Origin of the sequence: Lewinella sp. 4G2 (assembly GCF_001625015.1) — a bacterium.
In the GTDB taxonomy this organism is placed as follows: Bacteria; Bacteroidota; Bacteroidia; order Chitinophagales; family Saprospiraceae; genus Neolewinella.
Window position 1 is genome coordinate 4,096,787 of record NZ_LVWJ02000014.1, and the last position, 16,648, is coordinate 4,113,434.

Annotated in this window: 11 protein-coding genes; 4 read left to right on the forward strand and 7 right to left on the reverse strand. The window is 57.9% G+C overall.

Annotated features, from left to right (window positions below; genetic code table 11):
* Window positions 1-2: 2 nt before the first annotated feature.
* The 3 genes from A3850_RS16760 to A3850_RS16770 form a co-directional block, all read right to left on the reverse strand.
* Entirely contained in the window at window positions 3-782 is a 780-nt protein-coding gene (locus tag A3850_RS16760) for a hypothetical protein (protein ID WP_068219150.1), read from the reverse strand.
* Window positions 783-843: 61 nt separating this feature from the next.
* Window positions 844-2,178 carry an ABC transporter permease gene (locus A3850_RS16765; protein ID WP_068219153.1) on the reverse strand — a complete coding sequence of 445 codons (1,335 nt, stop codon included), beginning with the start codon at window positions 2,176-2,178 and terminating at the stop codon, window positions 844-846.
* A complete protein-coding gene (locus A3850_RS16770; protein WP_068219155.1) occupies window positions 2,175-2,801 on the reverse strand; it encodes an ABC transporter ATP-binding protein in 627 nt (208 codons plus the stop codon). The genes A3850_RS16765 and A3850_RS16770 overlap by 4 nt, the downstream gene beginning before the upstream one ends.
* A gap of 53 nt (window positions 2,802-2,854) precedes the next feature.
* Between A3850_RS16770 and A3850_RS16775 the strand changes: the two genes are divergently transcribed.
* Window positions 2,855-3,673: a hypothetical protein gene (locus A3850_RS16775; RefSeq protein WP_068219157.1), complete on the forward strand. Its 819-nt coding sequence runs from the start codon at window positions 2,855-2,857 to the stop codon at window positions 3,671-3,673.
* Between the two features lie 268 nt (window positions 3,674-3,941).
* Here the strand turns inward: A3850_RS16775 and A3850_RS16780 are convergent, their stop codons facing one another.
* From A3850_RS16780 to A3850_RS16795, 4 genes are read right to left on the reverse strand one after another with little or no spacing between them, the layout of a single operon-like run.
* Window positions 3,942-5,300 carry a DUF3526 domain-containing protein gene (locus A3850_RS16780; RefSeq protein ID WP_068219160.1) on the reverse strand — a complete coding sequence of 453 codons (1,359 nt, stop codon included), beginning with the start codon at window positions 5,298-5,300 and terminating at the stop codon, window positions 3,942-3,944.
* 1 nt (window position 5,301) lies between these two features.
* Window positions 5,302-6,753 carry a DUF3526 domain-containing protein gene (locus A3850_RS16785; RefSeq protein ID WP_068219161.1) on the reverse strand — a complete coding sequence of 484 codons (1,452 nt, stop codon included), beginning with the start codon at window positions 6,751-6,753 and terminating at the stop codon, window positions 5,302-5,304.
* Window positions 6,754-9,252 (reverse strand): TonB-dependent receptor, encoded by a 2,499-nt coding sequence (locus tag A3850_RS16790; protein WP_068219164.1) that lies wholly within the window; start codon window positions 9,250-9,252, stop codon window positions 6,754-6,756.
* 12 nt (window positions 9,253-9,264) lie between these two features.
* The gene (locus tag A3850_RS16795) at window positions 9,265-9,981 is read right to left on the reverse strand and encodes an ABC transporter ATP-binding protein (RefSeq protein WP_068219167.1); all 717 of its coding nucleotides are present in this window, start codon (window positions 9,979-9,981) and stop codon (window positions 9,265-9,267) included.
* Between the two features lie 753 nt (window positions 9,982-10,734).
* Between A3850_RS16795 and A3850_RS16800 the strand changes: the two genes are divergently transcribed.
* The 3 genes from A3850_RS16800 to A3850_RS16810 all read left to right on the forward strand — a co-directional run bounded on the left by A3850_RS16800 (window position 10,735) and on the right by A3850_RS16810 (window position 16,494).
* A complete protein-coding gene (locus A3850_RS16800) occupies window positions 10,735-11,745 on the forward strand; it encodes a hypothetical protein (RefSeq protein WP_068219170.1) in 1,011 nt (336 codons plus the stop codon).
* 784 nt (window positions 11,746-12,529) lie between these two features.
* Window positions 12,530-16,036, forward strand: coding sequence for a DNA methyltransferase (locus A3850_RS16805; protein ID WP_068219173.1), 3,507 nt, complete (start codon window positions 12,530-12,532; stop codon window positions 16,034-16,036).
* An 8-nt stretch (window positions 16,037-16,044) separates the two neighbouring features.
* Complete coding sequence (locus A3850_RS16810; protein ID WP_157501331.1) at window positions 16,045-16,494, forward strand: hypothetical protein; 450 nt, start codon at window positions 16,045-16,047, stop codon at window positions 16,492-16,494.
* Window positions 16,495-16,648: the final 154 nt, after the last annotated feature.

Consider the following 16,648-nt stretch of genomic DNA (forward strand, 5'->3'; position numbering starts at 1 on the left):
CCTTACTTGAACTTGATCTCCCCGGTGAGGGCGGCGGCGGACATCTCAGGGTCCTCAATGGCTTCCATGAGGCCCACCTCAACGGTGACGGTGTTGCCATCGATCACGGCGCCTTCCATGCCCTTTACCTTCTTGACTTTTCCGGGCAGATTGAACTTATAGACGGCCTTTGAGCCATCGAGCATACCGAGCAACATTTCCATGCCTTCGTCCTCTTCGTCGAGACCCAGGCCGCCGAAGACGCCTTCGCTGATCTCGGAAACGGGTGTCATGAGGGAGAGGGATTTCTTGGTGAACTCGTATTCCGTGTCATCTCCAGTATTTCCAAAATCGGAGAAGTCCGGCATGCCGCCGGCGCCCTCCTCTTCATCGTCTTCGTCCGGCTTATTGGCGTCGGCGATCAGTCTTTCGATCCGCTTCAGTTCGTCCAGGCTGTTGAAGGTGGTGGACATGGTGATGAGCATTACGCCCTCGTCCGTATCCAGGGACATTTCCCCGCGGGCGTTTTCGAGGAGCGCGATTTCCTCGCTCGTCCACTGGGGATTGTGCTCGCGCAGGTCGTCGATCATGAGCCAGCTGGAGTCTTTCTTTTCCGAGGGTATGCCTTCGTCGCCACTCATCATGGCCATCATGGGGTTAGAGATCATTTCGCCCAGGTCGATCTGCACGGTTTTGATGCCGCTGCCGTTGCGCTTGAGGGTGATTTCTTGCTCAACGATGAGGCAACTGGAAACGAGGAGGCTGGCCGTGATGGCGAATACAAAGAGAAGTAGTCTACGCATGGTTGTAGGGGTGGTTTTGCTAGTAAACGATTCAGGACTGCAAAAGGTGGAATAGTGAGATTTAGTTCTCCGTAAGCGTATCGCCAATATCCGTATTGGATGCCTGGATGGCCGGAATGACGGCCGCCAAAAACCCGATGCCCAAGCTTACTAGCAAGAGCCAGGCTTCGGCGGTGATGAAGCGCCAGGGGTCGAGCTCGTACCGAAACTCGCCGTCGATGTTAGATGCCAGCACCGCCAGGATCCCGTGGCTGAGCAGCATACCGACCAGGTACCCGGCAATCGCTACGAGTAATCCTTCCGCAACGATGATGGAGAAGAGCTTCCCCCGTCCGGCCCCGAGCGACCGCATCAGGGCCAGCTCGTAGCGGCGCTCCCGCAGCGAGGCGTACAGCGCAATGAAGATGGATAGCGCGGAAACCACCGTAATGGCCAGCACCAGAATACCCAGAATGCGCTGCCCGGAATCAAATTGCCGACGCACCTCGCTGATCTCGTAGGCGGGGTTGGCGGCCAGTAGATCCGTATTCTCGTTGATGTTGCGGGGGAAGCTCAGCGCCTGAAAGGAACTGGCGTTCTTGTACTTGATGAGCAGGCTAGTGATCTCTTTATCCGGATCCGCATCGAGAAGACTAGTCGGGGCATCGGCGGCATGGTCCGCATGGTCGTGCCCGGAGTGATCGTGGCCTGCGTGATCGTGGCCTTCGTGGTCGCCATGATCGTGGCCGGCGTGGTCATCAGCATCGTCATCACCCCCGGCTGCTTCGTGGGTTTCGTGGGAGTGCCAGTAGGTTTGGTTGGTCGTCAGGATCACCTGATTGAGGACCGTTTCGCTCGGCGCGAGGATGCCCACGACCTTAAAGTCATCGTCGTGCTCAATCCGATCTTCGCCCTCATCCACGATGCCGTGGCTGGAGCGGAAACTGTCCCCCACCCCGAGCTTATTCTTAGCCGCGACTTCCGCACCCAGCACTACCTCAAAATCTTTGGCAAACACCCGCCCTTCCCCGACCGAGGTTCCGTACCAATCCAGCAGGTCGGGCGTCGTCCCCACGATGCGGTAGCCGCGGTAGCTATCACCGAGGGAGAGCGGCACGGCGGCTTCCACGATTGGGTGGCGCGGGTTGAAAAAGGCCTTCACTTCCCCCAGCGTCACGTTCCCGGTGGGGTAACCGACGTGGTACATGCTGTTCAGGACGAGTTCCAGCGGGCTGCCCTTGGCGCCCACCACGAGGTCGATCCCGGCCAGGTTATTATCGAACTGCTCATCCGCTTGCAAGCGCAGGTTCGCCAGTAGGGAGAGCAGTCCAATCGACAGGGCAAACAGCAGCACGCTCAGGAGGCCGTTCAGCGGTTTGAACAGCAAATTCTTCAGGGCCAGATAGAGCGAGCTCATAGGTAGGTGTGGTTGGGCACGACGGTCGTCAGGCGGTTATCGTGGGTCACGATGAGGAGCGTGGCGTTTACGGCGGCGGCTTCCTCCTGCAGTAACGCGAGGACTGCGCGGGCATTGTCGTCGTCCAGCGCCGATGTAGGCTCGTCGGCCAGGATGACGGCGGGCTGGTTGAGGACGGCGCGGGCGATCGCGGCGCGTTGCTGCTGGCCTACCGAAAGCTTTCCGGGTAGTTTGCCACCTTGTCCTGCAAGGTCCAGGCGTTGGAGTAGTTGCTTAATGCGGTCATCATCGCGCGGCTTGCCGGCCAGGCTCTGGGCCAGTTCCAGGTTCTTTTGTACGGTGAGCCCCCGCACGAAGTGGGCGGTCTGAAATACCATGCCGATGTTACCTCCGCGAAACTGGTCCAGCTGGCGGCCGGATAGCGCGTTCAGGTCCGTCCCGCCGATCGTTACCCCGCCGGTGCTGGGTTGGCGGAGTCCGGCCAGTAGTTGTAAGAGGGTCGTTTTTCCACTGCCACTTTTTCCCAGCAACAACCGGGTTTCGCCGGCCGCGCAGGTGATGTCCGGGAAGGTAAGCGCCGCCCCGCCGGGGTATTGATAGCTAAGGTTTTTGGCTTCCAGCATGCCCGCAAGGTACTGCAAAGTGTATCTTCACGGCGGACCATAATCGTATCCCCTTGCGCCCATTCCTCACCACGCTTTTCGTTTTTCTCGCCATCACCGGTCAGGTGCAAGCGCAGGATGGCGTCTTCCCCACCTTCGATTCGCGCAGCCGTTTTCTGGGCGGTACGGGCCTTTCCGCGGAGGGCATCGATGCGCTGTACACCAATCCCGCCGGGTACGCCAAACAAGCCAAGGGGGAGTTGGGCGCTGCCGCGGGTGCGGAGCAAAGATTCGGGGTGAGCGAACTCCAAATGGCCAACATCGGTGCTGTGTACGGAACGGAATTCGGAGGATTCGGCCTCAACGTAGCCAGTTTTGGGTTCGACGCCTACCGCGAAACCCGCTTCGGCCTCGGCTACGGACGACAACTCACGGACAAGTTGACCATCGGCGCCGACTTCCACGGGTTCGCCACGAGCACGGAAGGCTACGCGTCCTCCTTCAACGTCACCTTTGGTGTAGGGATGCAACTCCAGCTGATCGACGATCTGGCCATCGGGGTACGCATCTTCTCCCCCTTCCGCTCCGAGCGCCTGCCCGACGAGTTCCTTCCCCAACTCCTCGCCATCGGCGCCTCCTACACCCCGACGGACCAACTCACCTTCAACCTCGAAGCCCACCAGGATGCGGACAACCCCGTCCGCGTACGCGCCGGTCTGGAGTACCTCCCCGCAGAACAGATCAGCATCCGTTTGGGTGCGGCGACGTCGGCTAGTGAGTTGAGTTTTGGTCTGGGGTATCGGGTGTTGGATAAGCTGGAGGTTTCGGCTGGGGCGACTTACCATGAGGTTTTGGGGTTGAGCCCGGGGTTTGGGATTCGGTGGGGTGGGTAGTTGCTAAATCTCGGTAGCGCAATTTCACACAATCTGTATAGTCAACTATACAATTTGCATAACGTAGGAGTCACGCGCCTCCAGGTCCTCATCCCGCCTGCTCCTTGCCCCTTCCTTCAGCACCCGCGTCAGCGCCCAAATGAAGCAGGGCGAAGTAATCAGGTAGCACCAAACCCCAGCTGGAGAATCACGGCGACTGACGAGAGTAATCACACCTGCATCACCCTGGTCAACGGTCGGATCGAATGACGTATCAGCTACCCAAACGCTACCCCGCCAACCGCGCGGCCGTCCGCTTAAAGGCAAAATGACTGAGCAAGAATAAGACCAAGCTGATCAGTACCAAGGGTAAAATGAGGGATGGGTTCACCTCCCGCCGGTCCGAAAAGTTGCCCATGCCATAATCTTCCCAATCTATCCCCTCAGCCGGCACATCATCAAAAATGTCCTGATAAAAAGCTTGGCGCAAGTCTTCGTGGTGCGCCTCCAGCGCATTCAGGTAGGCCAGATAATTCGTCAGGTCCGTCTTGGCCAGGGAGTTGAGGCTTAGTTGGGTGTGGACGCTGGGTAGCAGATAGCCAACCGCCCGGGTGACATTGTTTCGTTTGCGCAACTTTTCCTTCATGGCCGCCCGGGCTTCCGCGGCCTCTACGTCGCCCATGTGCTGCATGGCGTAGTACCAGAACCAGCTGAAGCTGGCGTCCTCTGGGTGGTCGTACGCGGCGTATTCGGGGTAAAGTTGTTTGAAGGGGTTGATGGCGGCCTCCTTGGGCTGATCCCATTTGGTGTGGTACCCGTCCCGGCTGTCGATGGTGGTTTCGTAGGCTTCGGGGATGGGATAGATCGTGGACACCGCGCTATTCACGGCGGCCGGCAAAACGGTGGTCAGTAGCAGCCAGGTGGTCAGTAGCGTGAGAGCATTATGGCTGGAGGATTTACCGTGGCTGATGACGAACCAGGCAAGGGCAAACCAAAAGACCAGGTAGCCTACGGAGATACCCGAAACCGTAAAAAAGGCCGCGTCCAGCGAAAGCCCCAGGTAGGGTACGGCGGCCCCGAGCAGCGTGATGAGTACGGCTAGGACGATCGCTAGCCGCAACAGTAACTTCTGGCCCAGCAAGCGGTAGGGCCGGTGGCTCTGCACCGCTAGCAACGGCCAGCGACCACTTTCCCGTTCTTCGCTCCACAGATTGAACGTCAGGGCAATGATGATTAGCGGAAATAGGTAGATCAATACGAAACTGAAATCGAAATTTCCCAGTAATTGGAAATAGGGATTGACCAATTCGTGGGCGTGCTTCTGCTCCTCCAGGTTACGAATATTGACGAGCTGGGCGGCCTGCCGCATATCCTGCCGCCCGATGGAAAGCCCCGCCAGCGGCGAGACTTCACCCGCGAAGCCGAACTTGACGTAGTACAGGAATAAGCCAAGGTCACCATGTCCGTATTCGAGGTGGCGCTGCAACTGCTCCGCCTGAGCGTGCTCCGTCAACTCCAGAATATCCTGCTGCTTCTCCAGGAAGGCTTTCCCCAGATAAAGGCTCAGTAGACCCGCGAAGAGGAGGACCGCCAGCCCGCCGACCAGGCCCCGTTGCCGCAGTAACTCCTTCGTTAATAGACCGATCATCTCAGTAAGCTTTGAGGGTTTTGGCCAGGGCCGCCACGCCGAATACCAGACCGAACAGCCAGGCCAGCAGGGTAACGATCGAGACGGCAGTGGCCGTTAGCATCTCTCTGTTGTTCAGGAACCCGTACTCGAAGGGCGGGAAGTCGCGCCAATACTGCTGGCTGATCGTGGCCCCCTTATCCGCCGAGCTGGTCGTCGTATTACTGATGAACTCGATCTGCAACTCGTTCATCGTCTGGGCCAGGTTATACCGGTAGGCTTCGGTCTCTTCGCGGAAGCGCTGGTACGTGGCGAAGTCTGACCCCGCCAGCGTCATCGAAAGCTGTTTGATCGCGAGGTAGGGGTTGACCAAACCGACAAATTTCAGCACCCGGTTCTGTTGCCGGTAAGTATCGATCAGGCGCGCTTGGTGGGAGTTGTAGATCTCCGTACTCAGACGTTCCCCCTCCCGCATCAGGTAGCCGCCGTAGTTGAAGGGTAACTCCTTAGTCGTGGCTACCCCGTAGGCCGCCAGGAGCGAGTCGCGGAGCCCGTTGAAGTGGGGGTCGTCCGGATTGTGACTGTCCCCCTGGGCAAGCACGGCCGCTTCTACCGCCGTGTCGAATTCGATCTTTGACGGAACGGGGTAGATCGCCTGGGCGGTCACCTGCGCCAGTTTCGGGACGACCAGCACGAAGAGCAACCAACAACCGATCAGGCTGAGCAGCGCCGTCTTGGGGGTATCGCTGAGGGCGGAAACAATCACCGCGAGCAAGGACATGATCAGCGTATACGCCAGGTAACTCAGCGCGAGCAAGGTAAACGGGACGAGGGAGGCGGACAGCCCACCATCCGTTGAAGCCAAAAACAGGAGAACCAGGGTAAGTGCCAACGCTGGCAACGTGACCAGCAATGACGCACCGAATATACCTAAGGCTTTACCCAGGATGACCTCGCCCCACCGCGCTCCCTGCGTTAGCAAAAGCCGGGTGACGCCAGTCTTCCGCTCTTCGGCGACGGAGGCAAACCCCCAGAAGAAGATCAGCAGCGGGAAAAGTAGTTGCAACACTAGCCCCGCCGATAGTTCCCCGAACCGCAGCAGCCCGCTCGACTGGCTGGCGGAGGAAAAATTGACCGCGTTCTGCCGGTGGGCCTCCAGAAATACGGCGTTACCCAGGTAGCTGTCCAGCCCCCGGTCGAAAAAGCTGAGCGGCATTTTCGACCGGAAGGCTACGTAGCCGTAGTGTGCCATCCGGTGTGGATGCTTATCCGGGTTGTTTTCCCACCGCTCGCGCACGTCCGTAGAGTAGTGCTCCACCTCGTGCTGGTGTTGCTGGTAACTAAAGAACGCGGTGAACAGCGCCGTAGCGATCAGCGCAAGGAACACCCCCACCAGCCAGCGGTTGACGGATGCATCGATGATGCCCCGGTAGGTATGTCGGGCAATCAGGCGAAGCTGGGGGGAGCGGACCATTTAGAAGCGGTAGTTGGCGGTCAGGAGAAGGTTACGTGGCGCCCCGGGGCCGAGGCGCGTGGGGTTCAGCCCGCCCAGCCAGTAGGTTTCGTCGAAGAGGTTATTGACCTTGAGCGTCAGTTGCATATTGGTATTGCTCGGCCGGTAAAAGACCGCCGCCTCGAACACCGTGTAGGAAGGTAGCAGAACCCGATTGGTCGCGTAGGTCGGGTTGTACCAAGTGAAGCGCTCGTCGACGTACTGCGCGCCAAGACCGACGCCAACGCCACTCAAGAAACGATTAGTGAAGTCGTAGCGACCCCAGAAGTTGGCGTTGTGCCGGGGCGCGCCACCGATGCGCTCGCCGATGAACTCTTCGATGGCGTCCTCCACGATCTCGGCGTCATTGAAGCCATAAGAGACAACCAACTGGAAGTTCGGGAGCACGTAACCGGAGACGTCCATCTCGAAGCCCCGGCTGCGTTGCTTGCCGCGGGTCGTGAGGGTTTCCAGGTCGTAGGTATCACCGAGCAGGATGTTCTTTTGCTCGATATCGAAAATGGATAGGTTGGCGAACAGGCGTCCGTTCATCAGGCGGGCCTTGACGCCTACTTCCTTCAGGCTGCTTTCCAGGGGGTCGAAACGGGCGGGGGAGGCGGCCCAGAAGAAACCTTCCGCCGTCGGGGAAAGCGACACCGTATTGGTGTGCGGCTGGAAGCCCTCCAGGTAGGTAGCGTAGGCGCTTACGTTGTCGGATACCTCGTAAGTCAACCCGATCCGGGGCACGAAGGCACTGGTCTCGAATTCCTGCTCGTCCTGTTCGTAGTTGAAGATGTCGGTAAAGGTTTCGTACCGCAGATTGAGCAGGGCAGACAACTTGCCCACCTTGAATTGATTCTGCAGGTAGATGCCGCCGGAGGTCGTCAGGTTAGCGGGGATGGACAACTCCGCCAGGCGGTAAGCGTCCGTGTTGCGAGCACCGTTGAAGGGATTTTCCAGATCGAAGTGGGGCACGGCGGGCACGGGCATCGTTACGCCGTCGACGACCATCGTCTGGAAGTTATCCGCATTAGCCGGGTTGAAATTCGACTGGCCACCACTCAATGTCAGGTAACGGCGGGCCCGGAGGAAACCGGCCCCGATTTGCCGCTCCCAGCGCGTAGCGTCATACCCGATCAGGATCTTATTAGTAATGTCGCCGGACTCGATGTTGTAATCCAGGTAGACACTCAGGTTGTCGGTTTCCCAGAATTGCTGGCGGCGGTCGTACCGCAGCCGGGCCAGGGTAGGCAGTACGTTGCCTTCGATGTCGACGGCCGTACCGTCCACCCGGTGCTCGGCCAGGTCTTCTTCCCAGGTCTGCTTCATGTACTGGGCGTTGAAGCCGAATTTGTCGGTAAAGCGCTTGCTGAAGCTGGTCGTAAACGTCAATTCGTTGTTCCGGTAGTGGTCGTTGGAAGCCCCTACGTTACGGGTGACGGGCGTGCTGTTTAGGTCGAAGTCGCCGTTGATAGCCCCGAAAATGGGCTGGCCCCGGTCCAGGTTGCCCTCGCTGTTGTTGAAGATCATCTCCACGTTTAGCGCCGTGGATTCGTTGGGCACGTAGCTCAGTGAAGGGGCAATCAGCAGGGCGTTGTTGTTGACGACGTCCCGGAAGGATTTGGCCTGCTGGTAGGCGGCGTTCAGGCGGTAAAGCAGGGTTTTCTCCGGGTTGAGCGGGCCGGTGAAGTCCGTTGCCAGCCGCAACGTGGAGAAGCTACCGGCGGAAAGCGATACTTCCCGGCGGGCCTCCCGTAAAGGTTTTTTCGTGACCATGTTGACCGTCCCCCCCGGGTCGGCGCTGGAGAATGTTACCGACGAAGGCCCCTTAATGACCTCCACCCGTTCCAGGTGCGCCGTGATGGGTTGCAGGAAGTAATACTGCCGGGTGCGCATCCCGTTGACGACCTGCCCGTCGTCCGCCTGCGTAATACCCCGGATGTTGTAGTGGTTGTAAATGCCGGTCGCGGCCACGTTACTCACCGTTCTGACGGCATCGACCAGTTGAAAGGCCTGGCGGTCGTTGATCAGCTCTTTCGTAACCGTGGAGATGGACTGGGGCAGCTCCCGGTTCAAGATCGCCACTTTGGAGCCGGAAAAGGAATAGTCGCTGTTGTAATCAATGCGCCGCCGCCCGACGACTTCTACCGACTGCAGCGTTTCACTGGCCTCGGTCAGCAAGATCTTACCCAGGTCCACGTTCCGCCCCGCACTCAGCGAAACGCGCCGGGTGTAGGGGACGAACCCGATGTAGCTAACGGTCATTTTGTAGGTGCCCGCTGCGTCCAAATCCAGCGCAAAACTGCCGTCCGTGGCGCTGACGGTACCGGCTTCCGATCCCGCCGGGCCGGTGGCCACCACCGTGGCACCCAGGATGGTTTCTCCGTCGGTGTTGACGATTACGCCGCTCAGCGTTTGCTGGGCCAGCGCCTGGCCGGCGAGGATCAGGCAAGCAAAAAATGTAAGTAGAATTCTAGGCATAGTGAAAGTCGTTCAAATGGTTTTCAAATACAGTTGCTGCAGTTCCTGGGGCGTCACGTCGGTGGTGTTCGATTCGTGGACGATGCGCCCGGCCCGCATGATGCCGACGCGGCTACCAATGTTGACGGCGTTGAAAATGTCGTGGGTGGCCATGAAGATTCCCGTGCCTTCCGCGGCCAGGGCGCGGCAGAGTTCGGTGAATTCCTCAGTGGCCTTTGGGTCCAGGCCCGAGGTCGGTTCGTCCATTAAAATGAAGGAGGCCTGCTTGGAAAGTGCGATGGCGATGCCCACCTTTTGCCGCATCCCCTTTGAGTAGGTCGAGAGCGGCCGCCCGACGGCGGATTCGGGCAAGCCTACATCGAATAGGTACTGCCGGAGCTTCTCCCGCGAGTGCTTCTGTCCCGCCAGCTGGCTAAAGAAGTCCAGGTTTTCGGTGCCCGACAGGTTGCCGTAGAGTTGCACCACTTCGGGGATGTAGGCGATGGCCCGGGGCACTACGCCGGCGCCCGCCACCGACTCCCCGTTCACCAGGGCCTGGCCGGAAGTGGCCCCCAGTAGCCCGAGGAAAATATTGATGGTCGTCGTTTTGCCGGCCCCGTTCTGTCCCAGCAGACAGTACACCTCCCCGCCACTAACGCTAAAGTTCAGGTCGTCCAGCGCTACGGTCGACCCGTAGGATTTACGGAGGTTGATGGCTTCCAGGCCCCCGGTTGGTTGGGAAAGGTTCATGCTGGTGAGCGGTTGCGCTAATGCAACAGTGTTGCAAAAGTAAACCTAATCCTGACTAATGCAACTTGGTTGCGTTAATTTTTGCCAGTGGGCGCCCCGACTGAGTTCGGTACTTACCGCGTGGCGCTGCCGCAGGTGCTGGGTTAAGGGGGGAAGGGGGCCCAACTTGGGAGGTTACAGTCGTCGGACGATGCTACCGCACGGCTGCGCCTTAGCGCTAGTGAATCGTCCGACGATTTGGATAGTTCTACAGTCGTCGGACGATGCTACCTCACGGCTGCGCCTTAACGCTAGTGAATCGTCCGACGACTTGGATAGTTCTAAAGTCGTCGGACGATGCTACCGCACGGCTGCGCCTTGACGCTAGTGAATCGTCCGACGACTTGGATAGTTCTACAGTCCTCGGACGATGCTACCGCACGGCTGCGCCTTAACGCTAGTGAATCGTCCGACGACTTGGGTAGTTCTACAGTCGTCGGACGATGCTACCGCACGGCTGCGCCTTAGCGCTAGTGAATCGTCCGACGACTTGGGTAGTTCTTTCTCTTTAACAAGCAGCCCTTGGCAATAGTGCCCCTCCCCCCCAAACCCCGCACCTGCGGCAGCGCAAAAGTCGCAAGTGGTTAATCGACCAAGGTTTGCTGCTTGATTCTAATAGCATCAGGTAAGATTTCCGGACCTTTGCGGATATACGTGCAGTTGCTACCATCCGGAGCACCAATCACCTACCCGTAACCCTTTATTCTTATACTGATGGATAAACTATTCGCTGTCTTTCTACTCACCTGCCTATTTCTAAGCTGCGGTTACGAAGACGACGGCTGCGGCTACTCTCGCGAAACGCGGCTACCGGCGGGCTACAACCTTACGCTTTCGGGCGGAACCCTTCCCGGCGGATTAAACAAACTAAATTTCCCAAGCCTATTTTTCGGCGTTGCTTACAACGAAGGTGCCGCCTACAAAACCAATGACGCCGGTGCCAGCTGGGAACGATTAAATATTGGCTACGATGGGCCAATCGTCAGCGTCGCGTTTGCGGACAGGAACAATGGCTGGATAACGGTCGGCAAATGGGATACCACCGCTACGATCCTCCGCACGACGGATGGCGGCGAAACCTTTACGGAAAAAACCTACCCCAGCTTTCCGCTGAATTTTACGGATATCGTCCGAGCGACGGACGGCGACCTATTCGTCAAGATCGGCACCCACGGAACGGATGCCGGCATTGCCCGCTCGACGGATGGCGGGGAGACCTTTACGCGTATTTATAGTGGTATCGATAATAATGTAGAAAACCTGAAAATCATCCGGGACACTCTCTATTTTTCCGATAGCGGCCAACTGATCAGCTTGGACAAAACGGGACGGGAACTCATCAAACAACGCGCGCCTATCTATGGAATTGAGAATGGGCTACACGTCGTGTCACCCGACCGGATGTACATAGCCGATTACGACGGGCTGTTTGAAACCCGGAACGGCGGTGCTACCTGGGAAAACATCTACGACCGCGAGGCCGTGATCCTTGGAGGTGATTTACGCGAAGACGGTGTGCTACTGCATCTGGAGGCAGAAGAATGTACGCATAGTTCGGGTGCCTACGAGGTCGCGCAATTTGGCGTGATTGAGGAGGACATCAGATTCGGCCCTGAGATTTTGGGCCAGTGGATATATCATTTTAAAGCTTCCCAATATTTAGGTGACGGCCGGTGGGCGCTGCTTTCTGGTGAGAATGAGTTTTTTGTGGTGGAGGCGGAGTAGGTGGGTTGGTGATTGGCAGAGTTATTACGGTGACCGGACGCTCGCAGGAGCTCACCTCTTGCTGCGCGCGAGTTGACCACGCTACGAGGTCCTAAAAGGAGGTAACAATCTCAATTAACTACCGAATTTTAAGGTCCTCGTGGCGTCCGACGGTAGGAGGTCCCGCGAGCGTCCGGCTGAAAAAGACGATAGAGGTTGGATTTTAGACAAGCGGTGACCGGACGCTCGCAGGAGCTCACCTCTTGCTGCGCGCGAGTTGACCACGCTACGAGGTCCTAGTAGGCGGTGACAATCTCAATTATCTACCGAATTTTAAGGTCCTCGTGGCGTGCGGCGGTAGGAGGTGTCGCGAGCGTCCGGCTGAAAAGACGATAGAGGTTGGATTTTAGATTTTAGACCGGCGGTGACCGGACGCTCGCAGGAGCTCACCTCTTGCTGCGCGCGAGTTGACCACGCTACGAGGTCCTAAAAGGAGGTAACAATCTCAATCAACTACCGAATTTTAAGGTCCTCGTGGCGTCCGACGGTAGGAGGTCCCGCGAGCGTCCGGCTGAAAAGACGATAGATGTTGGATTTTAGATTTTAGACCGGCGGTGACCGGACGCTCGCAGGAGCTCAACTCTTGCTGCGCGCGAGTTGACCACGCTACGAGGTCCTAGTAGGCAGTAACAATCTCAATCTACTACCGAATTTTAAGGTCCTCGTGGCGTCCGACGGTAGGAGGTCCCGCGAGCATCCGGCTGAAAAAGACGATAGAGGTTGGATTTTAGATTTTAGACTGGCAGTGCCCGGACGCTCCCCCACCCCACTTCCCCCCCCCAACGCCTTCATCCAAAAATGGTCCCAATCTGGGGCCGCGGAATCTTCTAACGCTCAATCTTTCGTCAACGATCTGTGTGAGTTGTTGGGGGTGGCTAAGCCCAACCCGAGTGTGCCCGACGCGGCCCAGAACGACTACGTATTCGAAAAACGGGTCATGGGGAAGAACGGGAACACCAAGTTCATCGATTGCTATAAGCGGGGCCACTTTATCCTCGAAAACAAACAGGGCGTCAGCGCGGTCCTGGACCCGTCTTCCACCGCTCTTTCCACTTCTCATCGCACCCGCGTCAGCGCCCAGAAGAAGCGCACGGGGCACGGCAAACGCGGCACGGCGACCTACGATAAGGCGATGCTGCGCGCCAAGAACCAGGCCGATAATTACGCCCGCCTGCTGCCCAACGCGGAGATCGCCGGGGGGCGGCCGCCCTTCATCCTGGTCTGCGACGTCGGCCACGCCATCAGCGTTTACGCCGACTGGACGCGCGCCGGCGGCCACTACCAAGCCTTCCCCGACCCCAGCAATTACCGCATCCCGCTGGCCGACCTCGAAGACGAAACCATCCGCGAACGCCTCCGCCTGATCTGGACCGACCCGCTGGCGCTGGACCCGGCGCGGCGAAGTGCGCGGGTGACTAAGGAGATCGCGGACCGGTTGGCGGCGCTGGCGAAAAGCCTGGAAGCGAGTTTCAAGGATCAAGTTGCGAGTATCGAGTTGCGAGAGCACGAAGTACTGCGCAGCAAATCGAGTAGCGCTTATCAAGAGGAGATCGCCGGGTTTTTGATGCGTTGTCTTTTCACGATGTTCGCCGAAGACGTAGAGCTCCTAGATGGCGACGCCTTCACCACGTTACTCGACGGTTGCCGTGATAAGCCAGAAAGCTTTAAGCCCAAAGTCGAAGAGCTCTGGCAGAAGATGAACACCGGCGGCTACAGCCTCGTGCTGGACACCAAGGTGCGCCGCTTCAACGGTGGTTTTTTCGCGGACACGAGCGCGCTAGACCTCAACGAAGACCAGGTCACGCTACTCTGGGAAGCGGCGCGGGCCGACTGGAAAGCCGTCGAGCCCGCCATTTTCGGCACCCTGCTGGAACGGGCCCTGAGCCCGCGCGACCGGCACAAACTCGGCGCCCACTACACGCCGCGCGCTTACGTGGAACGGCTCGTCGAACCGACCGTCCTGGAACCCCTGCGGACTGAGTGGGAGAGCGTCCAGGCCGCCGCCGTGAGCGAGCGCGACGCGGGCAACGACGGCGAGGCCCGCCGGCTGGTGGAAACCTTTTTGCAACGCCTGGCCGACCTGCGGGTGCTCGACCCGGCCTGCGGCAGCGGCAACTTCCTCTACGTCACGCTCGAACTGCTCAAGCGGCTCGAGGGCGAGGTGCGCAACCTCCTCGTCGACCTCGGCGGCGGGCAGCTATCGATGGCCCTGGCCGGCGTCACGATCACGCCCGAAAACATGCTCGGCATCGAGCTCAACCCCCGCGCGGCCGCCATCGCCGAGCTCGTCCTCTGGATCGGCTACCTCCGCTGGCAAATCCAGACCCAGGGCACGACCGACCTCGGCGAACCCCTCCTGCGCGATTACGACAACATTGAAAACCGCGATGCCGTCCTGGCCTACGCGGGCACGGAACCCCTGCTGGACGAAAACGGCGAGCCGGTGACGCGCTGGGACGGCGTAACGATGAAAATCCACCCGGTGACCGGCAAAGAAGTTCCGGATGAGGGGGCGCGGACGCAGGTGCAAAGGTATTTGGAACCGGAAGCGGCGCAGTGGCCGAAGGCGGACTTTATTGTTGGGAATCCGCCGTTTATTGGGACGGCACGGATGCGAGAAACTTTGGGGGATGGCTATACAGAGACGCTGCGAAAACTGTACAAAAACGTCCCCAACAGCGCCGATTTCGTGATGTTTTGGTGGGACAAAGCCGCCGAAGCTCTCCGCAAAGGCAATACCGAACGCTTCGGTTTCATCACGACGAACAGTATCCGCCAAACCTTTAACCGGCGGGTGTTGCAGCACCATATGAGCCAGAAGAAGCCACTGAGTTTAGTGTTTGCTATTCCGGATCATCCTTGGGTGGATTCGGTGGATGGTGCTGCGGTGCGGATTGCTATGACGGCGGCGGATGCAAGGGAGACTACGGGACGGTTGTTGCGCGTGGAGCGGGAAATAGACCAGGACAGTGAGGACGCGCCAGAGGTTTTGCTGACGGAACAAGAAGGGAAGGTGCAAGCGGATTTGACTGTAGGAGCGGATGTGGCTGGAGCGGTGCAGTTAAAGGCAAACGAAAATATCAGTTCGCCCGGCGTTAAGCTACACGGGAGTGGGTTCATCATTACTCACGAGGAAGCCGTCAATATGGGATACCCTAGCTCGACAATAAAGAAGTATTATAATGGTAGGGACTTAGCCGCTATTAGTCGTAACGTTTGCGTAATCGATTTCTACGGTTTATCAGCGGATCAAGCGGCAGTAGAAAATCCTGTAGCTTATCAACGAGTTTTGAATTTTGTAAAGCCAGAACGTGATTCAAACCGGAATAAAGCAATTAGAGAAAACTGGTGGCTTCATGGTCGGACAAGAGGTGAGCTAAGAGATTACATTGAGGATATACCAAGATATATTGCAACTGTTGAAACCTCTAAACATCGCTTTTTCCTGTTTCTTGACAGAGAGAATCTGCCTGATAATATGCTCATCGCGATAGCTTCGGCAGATGCATATAATTTAGGTGTATTGTCGAGTAAAATCCATGTGTTGTGGGCGTTAGCGGCAGGTGGTCGGTTAGGCATGGGCAACGATCCCCGCTACAACAAAACCCGCTGCTTCGAAACCTTCCCCTTCCCCACCCCCACCGATTCCCAAAAGCAAACCATCCGCGATCTAGCCGAGCGCCTCGACGCGCACCGCAAGCGCCAGCAGTCCTTACACCCGAAACTGACGATGACGGGGATGTACAACGTGCTGGAAAAGGAGCGGTCCGGCGAGGCCCTGACGGACAAAGAGCGCCGGCTTCACGAGCAGGGTTTGGTGAGCATCCTCCGCCAGTTGCACGATGAGTTGGATGCGGCCGTCGCCGCTGCCTACGATTGGCCGGTGGCGCTGGACGAGCAGGAGATCCTGCAACGCCTCGTCGACCTCAACGCCGAGCGAGCGGCGGAGGAGGCGCGGGGGTTGGTCCGCTGGTTGCGGCCGGCGTACCAGGCGCCGGAGGAGGTGGCTACGCAAGGGGCGCTGGAGCTGACTGACGAAGAAGATGCGCCGGTTGTTGTGGTGGCTGAGAAGCGGAAGTGGCCTGGTGATACGCCGGGGCGGGTGCAAGTGTTGCGGGAGTTGTGTGAAAGAGTGGGTGGGGTGCCTTCGGGGGAGGAGTTGGCTGGGGCTTTTAAGCCTGGGTTGAGTAGGAAGCGGTTGGGGGTTGCGGAGGGGTTGTTGGTAACGTTATCTGAAATGGGACTAGTGTGAGGAGCCTTTTGAAGCAAATACGCAGTTGGTGGCAAGGGTTTGGGAAAAAAGGCCAGCCAGATTTTGTGGACCCCATTTTAGGGGACCTCTGGGAGGAGGGTGATGGTCTTTTGGGAACTGTCAATTTCCCACCGTTACAGAAACAGGTAGAATTGTTGTTACCGGAGAATGATGCTCAATCCCTTGCCTTCTATCGTCAGTTTTGGACAGCGATACAAACCGATTACCCAAACATCGAAAGTATGGCTAAAGAAGCTATTTTGGAGCGGTTTCAACACTTCAAAGTAGTAGATAGCTTTCCGGATTTTCGTGAGCAGTTTGCGCTTGAGTCCATTTCCTTTCCATCTGAAGCTGACGACGAATGGTCTTTGTCTTACTATGAGCAGCGCTGGGTCCACCATTGGTTTACGTTGGAGATCAAGGATGGTGAAGTGCGGTGGGTGGCTATTGATGGGTGAAGGATGACAACGTTTTAACTCCAAGTCTTTAAATTAGCCCTCGGAATCGTTCGGGGCGTTGTTCCTCTTTGCGATTGGGAGAATGCTATATTACGCAAGTTTGAAGCTTAGAGATGTGGGGTATGGTAGGGGTACTATAATATATGTAACGATA